The sequence below is a fragment of the Deltaproteobacteria bacterium genome (assembly GCA_026388415.1).
GTDB lineage: Bacteria > Desulfobacterota > Syntrophia > Syntrophales > JACQWR01 > JAPLJV01.
Genome location: JAPLJV010000041.1, coordinates 42,223 through 60,410, shown reverse-complemented (window position 1 = coordinate 60,410; position 18,188 = coordinate 42,223). Strand labels below are relative to the sequence as shown.

Genomic DNA, 18,188 nt, shown 5'->3' with positions numbered 1-18,188 from the left:
AAAAAGTTGCAGAAAGAAGGCTATGTCCGGGTTCGTATTGACGGCCTCCCCCGGGAGCTGGGTGAAGACATAGTCCTCGACAAGAACAAGCGTCACGACATTGATGTGTTCGTGGACCGGCTGATATTAAACGATCGGGTCAGAAAGCGTCTCCGGGACTCACTGGAGCTGGCTTCAGGATTGGCCGAGGGACTCGTGAAGGTGGATGCGGGCGGCGCGGAGGTGTTATTCAGCGAAAAATACTCCTGTCCGGAATGCGGCATCGGCGTACCGGAGCTGGCGCCGCGGATCTTTTCCTTCAACAGCCCTTACGGGGCCTGTCCTGAATGTGCGGGATTGGGCAGCAAGATGTACTTTGATGAGGAGCTAATTGCGCCGGACCGTGAGCTGTCGCTGCGCGAAGGCGCCATTGCCCCCTGGGCCGGTCGCCATTCCCTGCATTATCATCAATTGCTCGACATTCTGGCCAAGCACTATCACTTTGATGTCAATACCAGTTTTAACTCCTTGCCTGAAAACGTGCGAAGGGTCATTCTTCATGGGTCGGATAAGGAGGAAATCCGTTTTCACCTCGATAAGGGCGGGCAGCGGTTCTTTTACACCAAGCCCTTTGAGGGCGTCCTCAACCGTCTGGATCGGCGTTACCGTGAGACGGACTCTCCGGCGGTGCGCAGCGAACTGGAAAAATACATCAGCCTGACGGAGTGCCCGGCCTGCGCGGGCACGCGATTAAAGAAAGAAAGCCTGGCCGTAACGGTAGCGGGCCGGAATATCCATCAAGTCTGTTCCCTGTCTATCGCGGAGTGTATGGAATTCTTCACCCACCTTGACCTGACCTCTCAGGAGTGGCTGATTTCCGAGCGGATCATGAAGGAGATCAAGGAGCGGCTGCGTTTTTTGCTCGATGTAGGGCTAACCTATCTGAGTCTGGATCGCTCGGCAACCAGCCTTTCCGGCGGCGAGGCGCAGCGCATCCGTCTGGCCACCCAGATCGGCTCCGGCCTGGTCGGCGTGCTTTATGTGCTGGACGAGCCCACGATCGGTCTGCACCAGAGCGACAACGAGCGGCTCATCGCCACGCTTAAAAGGCTGCGCGATATGGGGAATACGGTCCTGGTCGTCGAACATGACGCCGACATGATGCTGAAATCAGATTATATCATTGATATGGGACCGGGCGCCGGCCTGCAGGGAGGCGAGGTGACTTTTCAGGGCACGCCGGCAGAAATTTGTCAGGACAAAAATTCCCTCACGGGCGGCTATCTCTCTGGCCGTCTCTCCATTCCCGTGCCGCCCAGGCGCCGCCAGGCAACAAGGTTCATTGTTCTGGAAGGGGCACACGAGCACAACCTGAAGGATATTGACATCCGTATCCCCGTAGGTATTTTTACCGCTGTCACGGGCGTTTCCGGTTCCGGCAAGAGCACCATGGTGATTGAAACCCTCTATGGAGCAATGGCGCGGCAATTCAGTAGGGGCGATGCCTGCGTCGCCCCTACTTCCTGGAGCGGTAATCCAGTCAAAATAAAACGGATAGTTGATCTGGGCGACGTCGAGCGCACTATCATGATCAATCAGCAGCCCATCGGTCGGACGCCCCGCTCGAATCCATCCACCTATACGGGGATATTCACGCCGATCCGCGATCTGTTTGCCGGACTGCCGGAGGCCAGGATCAGGGGTTACAAGCCGGGCCGCTTCAGTTTCAACGTCAAGGGGGGCCGGTGCGAATCCTGCGAGGGAAACGGCCTGATCAAGATCGAGATGCATTTCCTGCCCGATGTTTACGTCACCTGTGATGTTTGCGCGGGAAGGCGCTTTAACCAGGATACCCAGGAAATCAAGTATAAAGACAAAAGCATTGCCGATGTGCTGGATATGACGGTCGAGCAGGCGCTTACCTTCTTCACGAATATACCGTCGCTCAGATCCAAGCTGCAATTCTTGAGCGACGTAGGTTTGGGTTACATCCGCCTCGGACAGTCGGCGACGACCCTGTCGGGCGGAGAGGCGCAGAGAATAAAGCTTTCCCGGGAATTAGCCAAACGGACGAACAGCAATACCCTCTATATCCTCGATGAACCGACGATCGGTCTGCACTTCGATGATATCAGAAAGCTGCTCGAGGTCCTCATGCGCTTGGTGGATATGGGCAATACGCTTGTGGTTATTGAACACAACCTGGACGTCATAAAATCGGCTGATTATATTATTGATCTGGGTCCCGAAGGAGGGCCGGGCGGTGGGCGGATAGTGGCGAACGGCACGCCCGAGGAAGTGGTCAAAAACGATGAATCTCTCACCGGTCGCTTTTTGCGCCGGTTTATGTAACGAAAAATGAAAGAAGGTTGAATAAAACGACATGACACCATTTTCAGAACTGGGCATCAATAACGACATCCTCAAGGGGCTTGTGGAGCTGGGCTTTACCACACCCACCCCCGTGCAGGAACAGATAATCCCCACCCTGCTGGCCAGGCAGGTAGATATGATCGGGCTGGCACAGACGGGAACCGGTAAAACTGCCGCTTTTGGCGTACCGCTGCTCCAGTTGACCGATCTCCACCGCAAACAAACGCAGGCGCTCGTCTTGTGTCCGACCCGCGAACTGTGCGTCCAGGTGGCCAAGGATATGACCGCATACGCCAGGTATCTCCCTGGGATAACTATCCTGGCGGTGTACGGTGGGGCCAGTATCGAGACGCAGATCAACGCCCTGCGGCGGGGAATCCAGATTATCGTCGCCACTCCCGGACGGCTGCACGATCTGATGCGGCGCGGCAAAGTAAATATCAAAGCCATCCGCACGGTTGTTCTGGACGAAGCCGAAGAGATGCTGCAGATGGGCTTTCAGGATGAACTGAACGCCATCCTGGCCGAAACGCCGGCAGAGAAGAATACCCTGCTGTTCTCGGCCACCATGTCCCGGGAAGTGTCCGCCATTGCCGACAAATACATGACCGACCCGGTTGAGGTAACCGTGGGCCGCCGTAATGCAGGCGCCGAGAACGTGGATCATGTCTATTACATGGTCCAGGCCAAAGACCGTTATCCGGCCTTAAAAAGAATCGTGGACAGCAACCCGGATATCTATTCCATTATCTTCTGCCGCACGCGCCAGGAGACCCAGGAAGTGGCCGACAAGCTTATGCAGGACGGCTATAATGCCGACGCCCTGCACGGTGAACTTTCGCAAGCCCAGCGGGACCTGGTGATGAATAAATTCCGCCGCAGGAATCTGCAGTTGCTGGTGGCCACCGATGTCGCCGCCCGCGGTCTCGATGTCACTGACCTGACCCACGTGATCAATTACAATCTGCCCGACGAAACCTCCCAATACATCCACCGGAGTGGCCGCACTGGCCGGGCTGGCAAGGCGGGGATCTCCATTGCCATTATCCATCTGCGGGAAAAGCATCGGATTGCCGAGATCGAAGGCAAGCTCAAAAGGACATTCCAGAAGCAACCTATCCCATCGGGACAGGAGGTCTGCGAAAAACAACTGCTCCGGCTGATCGAAATCATGAAACAGGTCGAAGTTGAGCATAAGCAGATTGATCCCTTTCTGCCGGCTATCATGGCCACCCTGGCGGATCTGGATCGCGAGGAGCTGATCAAAAGATTTGTTTCCGTTGAGTTCAATCGTTTCCTGGAATATTACCGGAACGCCCCGGATCTGAATGTAGTGGAATATAAGAAAAGCCACGAAATCAGGGGGGGAGGCCAGTACAAGGGGGGACAGATTTCAAAGCAGGGGAGGGGACAGGTTGCAAGTTTGCCTGCCAACAGGAAGGGGCAGATTTCAAATCTGTCCCCAGGTAAGATCGCCAAATCAGCCTCCACCGGGCAATTTACCCGCTTCATCATCAATGTGGGCAAGAAAGACGGCGCCAATCCGGGCCGCCTGATCGGCGAGATCAACGACGCCACGGGCAATCGCGGCATCCGGTTCGGCAAGATAGAAATCATGAACACGTCAACGATGCTGGAAGTGGAAAACACCTTCTCTTCCCAGGTTTTGGGAGCCTTTGCGGGCCTCATGATCAACGGCAAACACGTCGTCATCAGTCCCGCCAAAGACAAACGGCCGGATTATCCTAAAAGGCCGACCAATGAGGGAGCGCGAACTTACCAGAAAAGCAAGGTGTTAACGTACCCCGGCAAAGACCGTAAGCGGCAATAGATGTTTTAGGAAGAGGTGAATGAACCTGTTACTAAGTCGGCAGCAGCAACTCCTCCCGGTAACCAAAACCACGTTCATTATCAATGAAATATATGCGGGAGGGAAGTAATTCATATGATCCTTGCCGGTCCGATAATTGTGAAAACTTCACGAGATTGCCGATCGGTACAGAAGTTCTTTAATTTTTGCCAGCAACGGGGCCACGTTTTCCGGATGTTTGATCGCGGTCACGGGCTGCCAATTCCTTCCATCGCCCAGGATATCGTGGTAGAGGACGGCGCAACCTCGTGAGATCTGTACGGGCGCACTAATGTCCAGCGACTCTACGCACTGAGTCAGAGCATCTTGCAGGCGATCCCTCTCCGCTTCGTTTTCCGCATGGAAGACAACGACATTAGTCGTTGCGCCGGGCCTGCCATTGCCCATTTTCCCGTAAACATGCCCCTGGGGGAATCTCTTTTCAAACTCCGTAAGCAGGGCCACGGCTTCATCCAAGTCCCGAACGACCGCAGTTATCTTCCAGCAATGGAGGGCCGTGCCGAGGGCGATCTCTTGACGACCTTGCTGCAGATGCTCATAAAGATTTTGGATGCAGGGCAGACAGCGGCCATAGATATTGGCCTTCGTCACTTTCAGTGCCGGATCGCTTTCAAAGCTCACCCAATAATTCCCTTCCCGACCATGGGGTATTTCACCGAGGTAAATATGCCATACGACATCGGTCATAAAAAGCGTCAACCTCCCGTTGACATCTTGTTTCAGTTCGCAGGCTAACAAATGAGGACGGATAAAGCAACGCCCGATATAGGGGTTAGACAAATTGCAGTTCGGCGAGTCTGGCATACAGAGCATTGCGGCGGACCAATTCTTCATGACGGCCGATGGCGATAATTCTCCCTTCCTGCATGACGACGATGCGGTCAGCTTTCAGCACCGTGGCCAGACGATGGGCGATAACAATTGTCGTGCGGCCCTTCTCCAGGTATTCCAGCGCCTCCTGCACCAGACGTTCGCTTGCGGCGTCCAAGGAACTGGTCGCTTCGTCGAGCAGCAGGATCGGCGGATCCTTGAGGATCGCCCGGGCAATGGCGATCCGCTGTTTCTGCCCTCCCGATAGCCGCGTTCCGCGTTCTCCGAGGAAAGAGTCGTAGCCCAGCGGCAGGCGCCGGATAAATCCATCCGCCGCCGCCGCTCGGGCCGCCGCTCCTATCTCTTCATCTGTCGCCCCTGGGCGACCGAAGCGGATGTTTTCCCGGGCGCTGGCCCCAAAGATAACCGTTTCCTGAGGGACGATGCCGACGCGGGCGCGCACGTCTTCCGGCCGCGCCCTGGCGATATCAACGCCGTTGATGATAATACGTCCCTCCCTGGGTGAGTAGAAGCGCAGCAGTAACTGGAAGACCGTACTCTTGCCTGCGCCGGATGGACCGACAAAGGCCACCTTCTCGCCGGGCAAAATCTCCAGGTCAAAATCATTTATCGCCAGGGTATCGGGGCGCGACGGGTAACTGAAGGAAACTTTGTCGAAGCGAATGCGGCCGGCGCGGGTGTCAGGCAGTGCCGTGGGATTTACGGGGGACTCAATTGCTGGTTTAGCATTGAGCAGTTCCAGGAGCCGTTCCATCGCGCCGGCCGCCTGCTGCAGTTCACCCCACACCTCGCTCAAGGAGGCCGCCGACATGGCCACCACCATTGCATAAATGACGAACTGACCCAGTTCGCCCCCCGTCATCTCGCCCCCCAGCACCGCCCGGGCGCCGATCCAAAGCACTACAATCAGCGCGCCGAACAGGCCGGTTGTGGCCACGGTGGAAAACAGGGCTCGGGCCTTGATGCGGCGCACGGCGGTGGCGAAGCTTACCTGGACCATCCCGCTGAAGCGGTGGCTGGACGACTCCTCTGCGGTAAACGCCTGCACTGTTTGAATCGCGTTTATGGTCTCGCCGGCCAACCCGCCCGCCTCGGCCAGGCGGTCCTGAGAAGCCCGGGATAAGCGCCTTACCCAGCGGCCGACGGCCAGGATGGGTGCCAGCACCGCCGGCACCAATACCACGATGTAACTCATGAGCCGCGGATTGGTAATGGCGAGCAGCACCAGGGCGCCGCCAAGCTGGATGGAAGAGCGCAGAATGATCGAGAGCCCGGCCCCGGAGATCGCTTGAATCAGCGTTGTATCGGCGGCCAGGCGCGAAAGCACCTCGCCGGTCTTGGTGACTTCGAAAAAGGTCAGGTCCATGCGGATCACATGATCATAAACTTTTTTTCGCAGGTCCGCCGCCACCCGCTCACCGAGCCAGTTTACCAGGTAGGTGCGCGCCGCGCCGAAGATCCCGAACAGCAGGGCGATGCCCAGAAAAAGCGTGAAATACCGATCAATCGTGGCAGCATTAGAGGCGGAGAAACCGAAATCAATGACATAACGCACTGCGACGGGCAGCGCCAGAAAGGCGCCCGAGGCAAGCAATAAGGCGACCAGCGCCCCAAGTACGACGCCCAAGTAGGGTCGCAGCAAAGGGACCATGGCCCGCAAGGGCTTTAAAGAGCTGCCGGGAGGGCGATTGAAGTCACGGCTGTGATGTGGCATTTATTTAATGTTCACAGGAGACGAAATTATCTTCCCCGATAATAGTTCCGGGCTGAGTTCCTGGAGCGTGTCATCAACGTAAGCGGCAGTAAAATGTTCACCGCGGTACCGGAGCAGGGCTTGAGGGAGCGTCTTCATAAAGGCGGACACAACCTGCGGGTCATAATGATTGCCGGCATCCTGCCGGAGAATTGCAATCACCCGGTGCAGCGGCATGGGTTCACTATCCATGGTTTCACCAAAGGCATATTTGGGATAATCCCGCCGCGAGGTCAGGGCGTCGAACACATCGGCCACGGCAATAATTCTGGAACCCAGTGGTAAATGATCGCCCGTAAGACCATCGGGATAACCGGTTCCATCCATCTTTTCATGGTGCCGGCAGGCGATCTCCGGGACCTGTCTCAAGTTGCGGGAGAAGTGGAAATTGTCCAGGATCGTCCTCGTTTTGGAGGGGTGAGCCTTCATCTCCACCCAGTCCTCCGGAGTGAAAGCGCCGGCCTTCATCAGGACGTCGTCCCGAATGCCGATCTTGCCGATGTCATGCAGCAGGGCGGCATATTTCAGAGGCTCGATTTTTTCTTTGGGCAGGTTCATTTCTGTCGCAATCATCAGGGAATATTCCTTAACCCGGTCGGAATGGCCCGCCGTAAAGTGATGTCGCGCATCAACGATGGCGGACAGAGTGGTCATCGAACTGTTGAAGGAGAGCAGAATTTCGTCAACGAGGATTGAATTCTCGAGGGCAATGGCGATCTGAGAGGTTAGCCCTCTCATGAAAGTCTCATCTTCCTCATCGAAACGATCCTTGCCTTTCTTATTGATAACCTGAAGCACGCCAATGGTTTCTCCGGCGCGGTTCTTAATGGGCAGACAGAGCACGGAGCGGGTTCGGAAGTTATTATTCAGATCGAAGGAGCGGTCAAAGTAGGGTAATTCCCAAGCGTCAATGACATTGAGCATCTCTCCCGTTTCGGCAACGCGGCCACTGATTCCCTGCCCCATGGGGAGGCGGATCTGCCTTACCCCTTCTGAAACCTTGGTCCATAGTTCCCGGTTCTCCCAGTCCACAACGTACATGCTGGTTCGCTCCGCCAGCATGGCCTCTGTGACATTGCCGACAACAAGGGGAAAGAGACGGTCAAAATCCAGTTCCGCCGTCAGGCTGGAGGCAATGCCGATCAAGCGCGCCAGGAGTTCGCGCAGATGGTTCCGCTCCGCCAGTTGGTCTGCCGCAGTCTGGAAAATGGTATTGAAGGACCGGATAAGGGTTTGTACTTCGTTTTCTTCCGGATGATGCTCCGTGGCCGGTACAGCAAATTCATGATCTTCTTCAATATGCTGGGTTACAAATTCATCTTCCCGTCTGGCGATCGCCTCTGACCTGGACATAATATTGGCGGTTACATTTTCAAGTGTGCTAAGCCAGCGGTACATAAGGAAGAAACTGATCAGGGGGAAGAAAAGCATGGCCGCAATGCCTAAATCAAAGGCATTGTGGAAAAGTGCGTATTGGTCCTTGCCGACAACGGGCTCGATGTAATTGTTTATGATGAAAATGGCTATCAGGATGGGAAAGAGGAACGACAGCGCAAAGAAGGCCAGGAATCTCTGCTTCGCTCTAACGCCTTTCAAGGAGGAAAAAAATGCCATCGGGGCCGCCTGTAAATTATTATCGGGCTGTACAAGGGGAACAGATTTCAAATCAGCCCCCCCTCCATACGCAAATAGTTGTATTGTGTCAATAAGATTTGCCTGGTGATAGCAACCTTAAGGTTGCAGTTCCAGACTAATTAATATATGTACCCCAAGAAAATAATTTCCGCAAGGGAGGTGAATGGAAATGGATTGGGGAATGAAGAATCGTTTGGCGCAGCTCATCCAGCCGGATGGGCACTGCTTTTTTTTACCTATTGATCACGGCTACTTCCAGGGACCAACTTCCTGTCTGGAAAAACCCGGGGAGACGATCAAGCCGCTATTGCCCTACTGTGACGCCCTTTTCGTGACGCGCGGCGTTTTGCGGTCTTGCGTAGATCCCTTGGGGGAAAAACCCATCATCCTCCGGGTTTCGGGCGGGACCAGCGTGGTGGGACGGGATCTGGCCGATGAACGGGTTGTTGTCTCCATCGAGGAAATATTGCGCCTCAATGCGTCCGCCGTGGGCATGTCTATTTTTGTGGGCAGCGACTATGAGCGGGAATCGCTGGTCAATCTGTCCAACTTGGTTAATGAGTGCGAAAACTACGGTCTGCCGGTCATGGCGGTAACGGCGGTAGGTAAGGAGCTGGCCAAGCGGGATGCCCGCTACCTGGCCTTGAGCTGCCGGATCGCGGCCGAGCTGGGCGCCCGGGTGGTTAAGACCTACTGGTGTGAAAACTTTGAGAAGGTCATTAACGGCTGTCCGGTTCCCGTGGTTATGGCGGGCGGGCCGAAATGCGAAACAGAACGGGAAGTATTTGATTTCGTTCATGATGGCATACAGAGGGGCGCCATCGGCCTAAATCTGGGCAGAAACGTCTGGCAGCATCCCCATCCGGTGGCCATGATCAGGGCCTTGCAGGCCATCATTCATGAAAATTATACTGTCGCCGCCGCCGATGACATGTTTATGAGCATTAAAGAAGGCAGATGAATTTGGAGCGGGAAGTGATGCAGGTCGCCATGTACTACAACAACCGGGACGTGCGGTTGCAGGAAATGCAGGTACCGCAAATCGGGTCGGGTGAGATCTTAGTCAAGACCATCGCCAGTGGGATCTGCGGCAGCGATGTGCTGGAGTGGTATCGCTTGCAGAAAGCGCCGCTGGTGCTGGGGCATGAAATTGCCGGCGTTATCGCGGCCCTGGGCGAAGGGGTGACTGGCTATAAAAAAGGTGATCCGGTCTTTGTTTCCCACCACGTTCCCTGCAATACCTGTCATTATTGTCTGAGCGATCATCATACCGCCTGCGAGACCCTGCATACAACCAATTACGATCCCGGCGGATTTGCGGAATTTATCCGCGTGCCCCCAATCAATGTGGATCGGGGCGTCTTCATCCTGCCGGAAGGAGTTTCTTTTGAGGAAGGCGTCTTCATCGAACCGCTGGCCTGCGTCGTGCGCGGGCAGAGGCTGGCGGGGCTGCAATCCGGTCAGACCGTCCTCATTCTGGGAGGCGGCATCTCCGGGTTGTTGCATCTGCTCTTGGCCCGCACCACCGGGGCGGGTCGGGTTATCGTCACGGACATCAATGCCTACCGACTGGGCATGGCCAGGCAGCTCGGCGCCGACATGACGCTCTCCGCCGCCGACGACATTCCGGCCCGTCTGCGTGCGATCAACGGCGGCAGGCTGGCCGATCTGGTCATCGTCTGCACCGGAGCCCCGGCGGCATTCACGCAAGCCATGCATGCCGTGGATCGCGGCGGGACGATTCTCTGCTTTGCCACCACCGACCCCGGGATAACGCTGCCCTTGCCCATCAACGACTTCTGGCGGAATGAGATCAGGCTGATGCCTTCCTATGGCAACAGTCCCAAAGACGCTGTTATTGCTATTGAACTCATCCGGAGCGGGCGGGTGGCGGTGCGGGAGATGATCACCCATCGCCTGCCTCTCAAAGAAGCAGGCAAGGGTTTCGCCCTCGTTGCAGCAGGCGGCGAGTCCATGAAGGTTATTATTTTGCCTTAGTAACTTTATCCTACGTCCTTTTCCGCCAGGTTCTGGTTTCTCCCAAAGACTTCGTAGTCTTACGCTCAGAACGCTTGTATTCTCCCTCGGGGCGAGGTCCCCCTTGCGCCGGCCAACGTTTATCTTGCTCGGGGCGATATTCCCTTTTTTCCGGCCATTTTCTTTCTCCCGGGGTCTCTCTTCCGGTCTCCCTTGCGGGCGGATATGCTTTCCTTTCCGGGCGGCTTTGATCCCTGTCCCAGCGGGCGGCGGGCGGGCGATAATTATCCCCGCCCGTTCTTTTGTCTGCGGCGATCCATCTCGGCTTCTCCGGCTCGTCCGGGGTTTTCGGTCGGGGCGGAGGGGGGACGGCTTTTTTGTATTCGGCGTCCACCGTGATGGCTATGCCCCCCCGCACGGCGAATTCCGCGCTCACCTTGCACCAGCGCGGCGCCATCGTCTGCACGAGGTCGTCCAGTATTACGTTGGTCACGTGTTCGTGAAATGTGCTTTCGTTGCGGAAGGAGGCGAGATAAAGCTTCAGGGACTTCGATTCTACGAGCGACTTGTCCGGTGTGTACTTGATGGTGATACGGGCGAAATCAGGTTGCCCCGTCTTTGGGCAAAGACAGGTAAACTCGCCTGTCACCAGCGTTACCGTGTAATCGCGCTCCTGATGATGGTTGGGAAATATTTCCAGTACTCGTGCGGGCTTAGCTTCGCTGCCCAGGAGAGTTAAACCTTCCATATCTGATTCGTTCGTAAATTCATCCAATTACATCTATCTCCCGAATTTAGTGATTTAATACTCGACACTATAGCATTTATCACAACATTACAATAAAAAAGGCCCGATGGATAAAGGTTTGATATTTTGTCCGTATTATTGTAGATATGGGCCTATGAAACCGCTGCATGAATATGCCAATGTCTATAAGGGGATGGCGCTGATTGCCGATCCCATCTATCATTATGTTTCCTTCACCGTGCCGACGCCCGATTTCCCTTTGGAAAAGACGGAGAAGGAACTGATTGATTCACCCTGGGTGCAGCGGCTGCGCCGGATTTTTCAGTTGCAGAGCGCCCGGTGGGTCTATCCAGCTGCCGAGCACACCCGCTTCCAGCATTCGCTCGGCACAATGCATATGGCCGGCGAATTTGGACGGCATCTTTATCCGAGCCTGCGTGAGGTATGCAAGGACGTCCCCTCTTTGAATCATGTCGAGGAGTTGCTGCGGATCGCGGGATTGCTGCACGATGTGGGGCATGGCCCTTACGGGCACTTCTTTGACGATAATTTTCTCAACGCCTATAATCTGAACCACGAAGTATTGGGTCAGCAGATCATTACGAGAAAACTCGGGAAGATTATCAGTCAGATCATGAGGAGCCCCAGCGGCGCCTTTGCATCCGGCGAGCGCCTGGACCCGAAGCAAGTGGCCTTCCTGATCAAGCTGCCCACGGAGCGCAGCGTCAAGCAGCCCCGGTGGTTGCAGTTGTTGCGGCAGCTTTTTTCCGGTATTTACACCGTGGATAACCTTGACTATGTGCAGAGAGACGCCTACACGACGGGATTTTCCGTGGATATCGTGGATATTGCCCGGCTCCGCTATTACTCATTTTTTACAGGCGACGGTCTGACCCTCCATCAGGCCGGCATTTCCACCTTGAGCCGGTTTTTGAATGCCCGGTTGAACCTTTACACGAATGTCTATTTTCATCGAACTACCCGGGCGCTGGATCTGCATCTGCAGGAGATATTCCGCGACACCATGAATATTATTTTTCCCTTTAACCCCCTTGAGGCATTGGATGCGTACCTCCGTCTCGACGAATGGCGCCTGTTTCAAGAGGTGCAGGGTTGGCAAAATGACAAGGACAGCAAGAAGAGAAAGCTCGGTCAGGAGTGGGCGAAACTCCACAATCGGGAGGTGAAGTGGAAAATGTCTTTTACTACGGAATTTTCCATTGACCAGATTACCAGGGGCGCCGCCTTCGCCGGCAGTAAAGACTATGAGGAGCGGATACGGTTCTATCTGCCCGCATCGCTTAAAAGATTGCCCTTTCGGGTAGATCAGGCAACTCAGGACCCGCGCCCCTTGAACCCGATGGCGGAGACAGAAAAAAGAATCAATATTTTTAATCCCGTGACGGGGCTTACATCGCCGGAGCCCCTGCGCGACATCTACCGGTTCATACCCGCCCGGGTCGTGCACTTCCGGGTGTTTTCCCTCAGCCATGATTATGATGAAGAGCTTACCGTCGCCGCGGAAAAAACTCTCAGTACCTTTGGCGAGGGCGACAAGACCAACATCTGATGACAGGAAGATAATCATGCCGCCTGAGACTACGGACTTGACCCTCTTTGTGCGCACGTCCGCAGAAGACGTCTCCCGCTGGAATCGTCAGCGGGTTGTTGATGCCCTGCTCCGCGAGACCGATATTGATGTGATCACGGCCGAAGAGATCAGCCGGGAAGTGGAAAAACAGCTATTATCATCGGGCATCAACCTGCTGACGTCGTCCCTGATCAGGGAACTGGTGGGCGCCAGGCTCATCGAGCGTGGTTTGGAGCGTGCCGGCAACAGGCATGCCCGCATCGGTTTCCCCCTCTATGATGTCAGCCAGCTCATTTTGCTGGAGAACAAGGAAAACGCCAACCTGCCCCACAGCCCGGAGGGTACAAACCTTATTCTGGCCGAGGGCATCAAAAGAGAATATGCGTTGCTGGATGTTTTTTCCGCTGACGTGGCCAAGGCCCATATTACGGGAGATATTCATATTCATGGTTTGGGATACGTTGATCGGCCCTACAGTGCCTGCCAGTCGCTGGAATATTTAAAAAGATTCGGGCTTGATCTCCCCCATGCCCTGACGGTGGCCAAGCCGGCCAAACATGCGGAAGTCCTGCTGGCCCACATGGTAAGATTCAGCGCCACGCTGCAGGGTCATTTTGCCGGCGTGATTGCCTGGGACGCCATAAACTTTTCTTTTGCCCCCTATCTGGCCGCCATGAATGATAAAGAGGTCAGACAGTTCGCGCAGATGCTCATTTATGAGTTTTCCCAACTGACGTCGGCCCGGGGGGGGCAGTCCATGTTTACGGACATCCATCTTTACTGGGATTTGCCCCGGCATCTGGAAGGCAGCCCGGTCATCGGCCCGCAAGGTGAAATGGCCGGCAAGACTTATGGCGACTATTTGGCTGATGCCCGGCGGTTTGCCTGGGCAATTTTCGAGGTATTCAAGGAGGGAGATGCCAAGGGGCGCCCGTTTATCTTCCCCCGGCCGCTGGTCCACATCGGAAAGACATTTTTCGAGTCGCCGGGACACAGTGAATTCCTCAACCATATCTGTGCCGTGGCCGGCGAGAAGGGGAATACCTGTTTCGTCTTTGACCGCGGGAACTGGATAAGAAATTCCTGCGGTTCCATCAACAGCGCCGCAGAGGAAAATTGCCCGGAAGCGGCCCGGGCTGCCTGGGAACGCCGCAGCTTCGCCATCCAGAATGTGACCCTGAACCTGCCGCGTCTGGGTTATAAGGCCGGCCGTGATGATGGCCGGTTAATGACCCTGGCAACCCAGGCCATGGAACTGGCGGCGCAGGCCCACTGTGAGAAGCGGGATTTTATGGAGAAGCTCCTTTCCTATGGCGAATCAGGGCCGCTCGCCATGCTGACCATGAAGAACGACGGCTTTTCCTACCTCCGGATGAAGAACGCCGTCTATCTGACGGGAGTGACGGGACTCAATGAGCTGGTCCAGATTCACCGGGGCCAGGAGTTGCATCAGCCGGAGGCGCTGGCCTGCGGATATAAAATCATTTCCCATCTGCTGGCCGAGGCGGAGAGACTCGGTCGGCAGCACGGCATGCAGTTTCTCCTGGAGCAGACGCCTGCCGAAACGACGGCTTACCGTTTTGCGCGCCTGGATCTGAAATATTTTTCCCCAGAAGCCGGGCATATCGTCAAGGGAAATCTGGCGACGGGAGAAATCTATTACACCAACTCCACGCACCTGGCCGTTGCAGCGCCCGTAAGTCCTTTGGAAAGGGCAAAGCAGGAAGGGATTTTCCATCCGTTGATCCGGGGGGGCGTAATGACTAACGTTTGGCTGAACGATTACTTGCCCGATCCCGAGAAATTGGCCGCTTTTGTTGCCCGTGTTTTCGAGGAAACAAGTAACGATCAGATCGTATTTTCTCCCGAATTCAGCACGTGTAACGATTGCGGCACAACCTCCCGCGGACTCAAAGAAATCTGTCCGTTTTGCGGTGCCAGAGATTTGGCCGGGATCGCCCGGATAACGCAATATTTCAGCCGCACAGCGGGCTGGAACAAAGGTAAACTGGCGGAACTGCAGGATAGAAAAAAACATACGGATTTAAACGATTTGTAACTTCTCCCCACCCCCCTTGCCCATTTTTCCCATGAATTTATCAAGCCTGCCTCCCTTGACATGGGGGGAGCGGGTAAATATATTAGGCCAAAATTCATCAGGATGTGGGAAATATCCTCTGTCAGGAATAAAATGGAAGATCACATTGTCAGGTCGTTTAAGGAAAGCAGTCAGGTCAAGGAAGTTTTTGTCAACGAGAACCTGCTGAAGATTGTCGCAGTAGTTGAGGCTCTTACGGCAGCCCTCAAAAGGGGCAATAAAATAATGATTTTTGGCAATGGCGGATCAGCGGCCGATGCCCAGCATCTGGCAGCCGAATTCGTCAACCGCTTTCTCATTGAAAGACCGCCGCTGTCAGCTATGGCCCTGAGTACCGATACTTCGATTATTACGGCCATCGGCAATGATTATGATTTTTCCGAGATTTTCAGTAAGCAGATCAGGGCCTTGGGTCAGGAGGGCGATGTGGCCTGGGGAATCAGCACCAGCGGCAACTCCCCCAATGTTATTAAAGGCCTGGAGACAGCCAGGAAGATGGGACTGGTGACAATCGGTTTAACGGGCAAGGATGGCGGGGCGATTGCCCGGATCGTGGATCATTCGTTGAAAGTCTCCTCAAGTAATACGCCCCGAATACAGGAAACGCATATTACCGTCGGTCATGTGATCTGCGAAATGGTTGATTATAAGCTTTTTCAGCAGCCGGACATTATATAGCCCCGATAAACGGGATAAGTAAGTTGACAAAATCACACTCTGCAAAAATACGCAGAATATGATTTCTAACTTACTAACGGCAGCAGTGATTTCGGCAAAAGGAGTTTTAATAGACAAATATGGTGAAGAAAACCAAGAAGGAAACAACAACTGAGCAGGAAGCGCCAGCGGCTAAGGAGCCGGATGGTGAAGGGCAGGGCGATAATTTGCTGGCCAGACTTGAGGAAGCGGAAAAAAAGGCTGCGGAAAATTATGACAAGTACGTGAGGGCTCTGGCGGAGCTGGAAAACTATCGCAAGCGGGCCGCCAGAGAAAGGGCCGATGCCATAGCCTACGGCAATGAAACGCTCATTCGGGATGTCTTGCCCATTATTGACAGCCTCGACCGGGCTGCGGAACATGCCGGTAAGGCTGCGGATGTAGGGGCATTCAAGGAGGGCTTTAAATTAGTCAAGGATCAGTTGTTGTGTTGCCTCGGCAAGCACGGTGTGGAAGCGATAGATTCGGTGGCCACAGATTTCAATCCTGAGCTGCACGATGCCATGTTGCAGGTGGAAAGTGAAGCTGAGGGACACGGCAAGGTTGTCGAAGAATTTGAAAAGGGTTATCTCCTGAAGGGCCGATTGTTGAAAGCTGCCAAGGTGTCGGTGGGCAGAGCGCCGGCCCAGGGGAATAATAATAAATAAAGTCAAATCAGCACTTATCAGCGGTTAAGGAGGAATTATTATATGGGTAAGATTATTGGGATTGATTTGGGAACAACAAATTCATGCGTCGCTATTATGGAAGGCGGAGACCCTGTGGTAATCGCCAATCAGGAAGGGAACCGGACGACTCCTTCCATGGTGGCCTTTACGGAAAGCGGCGAGCGTCTGGTGGGGCAGGTGGCCAAGCGACAAGCTGTGACCAATTCTGAGAATACGGTCTATGCCGTGAAAAGGCTGATCGGACGTAAATTCAGCACTAAAGAAGTGCAGTACGACATCAAGGTCAGCCCCTTCAAGATTACCGAGGCGAAAAACAGCGATGCCCAGGTCACAATCAGGGACAAGAATTATAGCCCCGCCGAGATATCATCCATGATTCTCGTCAAGATGAAGCAGACGGCCGAAGACTATCTGGGCGAAAAGGTAACCGATGCCGTGATTACCGTGCCCGCCTATTTTAATGACTCCCAGCGGCAAGCCACCAAAGACGCGGGCAAGATTGCCGGGCTGAATGTCCTGCGGATCATCAACGAACCGACCGCGGCCGCTCTGGCCTACGGTCTGGATAAGAAAAAAGACGAGAAAATCGCCGTCTATGACCTGGGCGGCGGAACTTTTGATATCTCCATTCTGGAGCTGGGTGAGGGAGTTTTTGAGGTCAAGGCGACCAATGGCGATACGCATCTGGGCGGTGAAGACTTTGACCAGCGGTTGATGGAGTATCTGGCCGCGGAGTTCAAAAAAGACCAGGGGATTGATATCAGGAACGACAAAATGGCCCTACAGCGAGTCAAGGAAGCAGCGGAAAAGGCGAAGATGGAGCTTTCCACAGCCATGGAAACGGATGTCAATCTGCCCTTCATCACCGCCGACGCCGCCGGTCCCAAGCATATGAATATCAAACTTACCCGTGCCAAGCTGGAGTCGTTGGTCGAGGAGCTGATCGAAAAAACAATGGCCCCCTGTCTTACGGCTCTAAAGGACGCAAATTTGACTCCCAAGGACATTGATGAGGTTATTCTTGTCGGTGGAATGACGCGGATGCCGCGTGTGCAGCAAAAGGTAAAGGAGATATTCGCTAAGGAGCCCCACCGGGGTGTCAACCCCGATGAGGTAGTCGCGATCGGGGCCTCCATTCAGGGCGGGGTTCTGGCCGGTGACGTGAAGGACGTGCTGCTGCTGGATGTTACGCCCCTGTCGCTGGGCATCGAGACCTTGGGCGGGGTGATGACCAAGCTCATCGAGAAGAACACCACCATTCCTACCAAAAAGAGCCAGATTTTCTCAACGGCCTCCGATAATCAGCCGGCCGTCAGCATTCACGTTCTCCAGGGGGAACGCTCTATGGCCGGCGATAACCGCACGCTGGGCAGGTTTGAGTTGGTGGGCCTCCCGCCGGCGCCGCGAGGATTGCCGCAGATTGAAGTTACCTTCGACATTGACGCCAACGGGATCGTGCATGTTTCAGCCAAAGACCTTGGCACCGGCAAGGAGCAGAGCATCAAGATTACCGCCTCCAGCGGACTTTCAGAAGAAGAGATAAAGAAATTCATTCGGGAAGCGGAAGCCCATACTGAAGAAGACAGTAAGAAAAAGGAAATGATTGAGGCCAGGAATCAGGCCGATTCCCTGATTTACAGTGTGGAGAAGAACGTCAAGGAATTTGGCGAAAAGATCAGCGCCGCCGAAAAAACCAGAATAGAAGAGGCGATTGCCAGAGTCAAGAAAGCCATGGAAGGCGATGATCTGACGGAAATAAAGGCGGCCCAGGAAGAATTGACCAATGCCTCGCACAAGCTGGCTGAGGCTATGTATGCGAAGGCCTCCGAACTCCACGCCGGCGCAGCAGGAGCTCAGGGTGGACCAGAGGCCGGCGGTCGCGCCGGAGCCGGAGCAGGCAAGAAGGATGACGATGTAGTTGATGCGGACTTTGAAGATGTGAAATAAC

The 18,188-nt window shown here is 54.8% G+C and carries 12 protein-coding genes and 1 pseudogene; 9 read left to right on the top strand and 4 right to left on the bottom strand.

Annotated elements, in window-relative coordinates:
• Together uvrA and NT140_08725 are read left to right on the top strand one after the other, a co-directional pair.
• On the top strand, window positions 1–2,331 hold a 2,331-nt coding region (uvrA, locus tag NT140_08730), incomplete at its 5' end, for an excinuclease ABC subunit UvrA (GenBank protein MCX5831955.1).
• 31 nt (window positions 2,332–2,362) lie between these two features.
• The gene (locus tag NT140_08725; protein ID MCX5831954.1) at window positions 2,363–4,183 is read left to right on the top strand and encodes a DEAD/DEAH box helicase; all 1,821 of its coding nucleotides are present in this window, start codon (window positions 2,363–2,365) and stop codon (window positions 4,181–4,183) included.
• 147 nt (window positions 4,184–4,330) lie between these two features.
• On the opposite strand, the gene NT140_08720 is transcribed toward NT140_08725, so the two are convergent.
• The 3 genes from NT140_08720 to NT140_08710 all read right to left on the bottom strand — a co-directional run bounded on the left by NT140_08720 (window position 4,331) and on the right by NT140_08710 (window position 8,420).
• Window positions 4,331–4,909, bottom strand: coding sequence for a hypothetical protein (locus tag NT140_08720; protein MCX5831953.1), 579 nt, complete (start codon window positions 4,907–4,909; stop codon window positions 4,331–4,333).
• Between the two features lie 85 nt (window positions 4,910–4,994).
• On the bottom strand, window positions 4,995–6,767 hold the full coding sequence (locus tag NT140_08715) for an ABC transporter transmembrane domain-containing protein (GenBank protein ID MCX5831952.1): 1,773 nt from the start codon (window positions 6,765–6,767) through the stop codon (window positions 4,995–4,997).
• Window positions 6,768–8,420 carry a GAF domain-containing protein gene (locus NT140_08710; GenBank protein ID MCX5831951.1) on the bottom strand — a complete coding sequence of 551 codons (1,653 nt, stop codon included), beginning with the start codon at window positions 8,418–8,420 and terminating at the stop codon, window positions 6,768–6,770.
• Between the two features lie 190 nt (window positions 8,421–8,610).
• On the opposite strand from NT140_08710, the gene lsrF reads away from it, so the two are divergent.
• The gene (lsrF, locus tag NT140_08705) at window positions 8,611–9,402 is read left to right on the top strand and encodes a 3-hydroxy-5-phosphonooxypentane-2,4-dione thiolase (protein MCX5831950.1); all 792 of its coding nucleotides are present in this window, start codon (window positions 8,611–8,613) and stop codon (window positions 9,400–9,402) included.
• Complete coding sequence (locus NT140_08700; protein ID MCX5831949.1) at window positions 9,399–10,439, top strand: alcohol dehydrogenase catalytic domain-containing protein; 1,041 nt, start codon at window positions 9,399–9,401, stop codon at window positions 10,437–10,439. Before lsrF ends, NT140_08700 begins: the two co-directional genes overlap by 4 nt.
• Window positions 10,440–10,791: 352 nt before the next feature.
• Here the strand turns inward: NT140_08700 and queF are convergent.
• Window positions 10,792–11,166 (bottom strand): annotated as a pseudogene (gene queF / locus NT140_08695) (preQ(1) synthase).
• Window positions 11,167–11,320: 154 nt separating this feature from the next.
• Between queF and NT140_08690 the strand changes: the two are divergent.
• The 5 genes from NT140_08690 to dnaK all read left to right on the top strand — a co-directional run bounded on the left by NT140_08690 (window position 11,321) and on the right by dnaK (window position 18,187).
• Window positions 11,321–12,736 (top strand): HD domain-containing protein, encoded by a 1,416-nt coding sequence (locus NT140_08690; protein MCX5831948.1) that lies wholly within the window; start codon window positions 11,321–11,323, stop codon window positions 12,734–12,736.
• A gap of 16 nt (window positions 12,737–12,752) precedes the next feature.
• Window positions 12,753–14,816, top strand: coding sequence for an anaerobic ribonucleoside-triphosphate reductase (nrdD, locus tag NT140_08685; protein MCX5831947.1), 2,064 nt, complete (start codon window positions 12,753–12,755; stop codon window positions 14,814–14,816).
• Between the two features lie 132 nt (window positions 14,817–14,948).
• Window positions 14,949–15,533 (top strand): D-sedoheptulose 7-phosphate isomerase, encoded by a 585-nt coding sequence (locus NT140_08680; protein ID MCX5831946.1) that lies wholly within the window; start codon window positions 14,949–14,951, stop codon window positions 15,531–15,533.
• 119 nt (window positions 15,534–15,652) lie between these two features.
• A complete protein-coding gene (locus tag NT140_08675; GenBank protein ID MCX5831945.1) occupies window positions 15,653–16,219 on the top strand; it encodes a nucleotide exchange factor GrpE in 567 nt (188 codons plus the stop codon).
• Window positions 16,220–16,261: 42 nt separating this feature from the next.
• Complete coding sequence (dnaK, locus tag NT140_08670) at window positions 16,262–18,187, top strand: molecular chaperone DnaK (protein ID MCX5831944.1); 1,926 nt, start codon at window positions 16,262–16,264, stop codon at window positions 18,185–18,187.
• Window position 18,188 lies beyond the last annotated feature (1 nt).

Excerpts from the sequence above, each read along its gene's own strand:
- NT140_08680 (MCX5831946.1), top strand. The coding sequence starts at position 14,949 with ATGGAAGATCACATTGTCAGGTCGTTTAAGGAAAGCAGTCAGGTCAAG.
- NT140_08725 (MCX5831954.1), top strand. The coding sequence starts at position 2,363 with ATGACACCATTTTCAGAACTGGGCATCAATAACGACATCCTCAAGGGG.
- dnaK (MCX5831944.1), top strand. The coding sequence starts at position 16,262 with ATGGGTAAGATTATTGGGATTGATTTGGGAACAACAAATTCATGCGTC.
- lsrF (MCX5831950.1), top strand. The coding sequence starts at position 8,611 with ATGGATTGGGGAATGAAGAATCGTTTGGCGCAGCTCATCCAGCCGGAT.
- NT140_08690 (MCX5831948.1), top strand. The coding sequence starts at position 11,321 with ATGAAACCGCTGCATGAATATGCCAATGTCTATAAGGGGATGGCGCTG.
- NT140_08720 (MCX5831953.1), bottom strand. The coding sequence starts at position 4,909 with ATGACCGATGTCGTATGGCATATTTACCTCGGTGAAATACCCCATGGT.
- NT140_08675 (MCX5831945.1), top strand. The coding sequence starts at position 15,653 with ATGGTGAAGAAAACCAAGAAGGAAACAACAACTGAGCAGGAAGCGCCA.
- NT140_08700 (MCX5831949.1), top strand. The coding sequence starts at position 9,399 with ATGAATTTGGAGCGGGAAGTGATGCAGGTCGCCATGTACTACAACAAC.
- nrdD (MCX5831947.1), top strand. The coding sequence starts at position 12,753 with ATGCCGCCTGAGACTACGGACTTGACCCTCTTTGTGCGCACGTCCGCA.
- NT140_08715 (MCX5831952.1), bottom strand. The coding sequence starts at position 6,767 with ATGCCACATCACAGCCGTGACTTCAATCGCCCTCCCGGCAGCTCTTTA.
- NT140_08710 (MCX5831951.1), bottom strand. The coding sequence starts at position 8,420 with ATGGCATTTTTTTCCTCCTTGAAAGGCGTTAGAGCGAAGCAGAGATTC.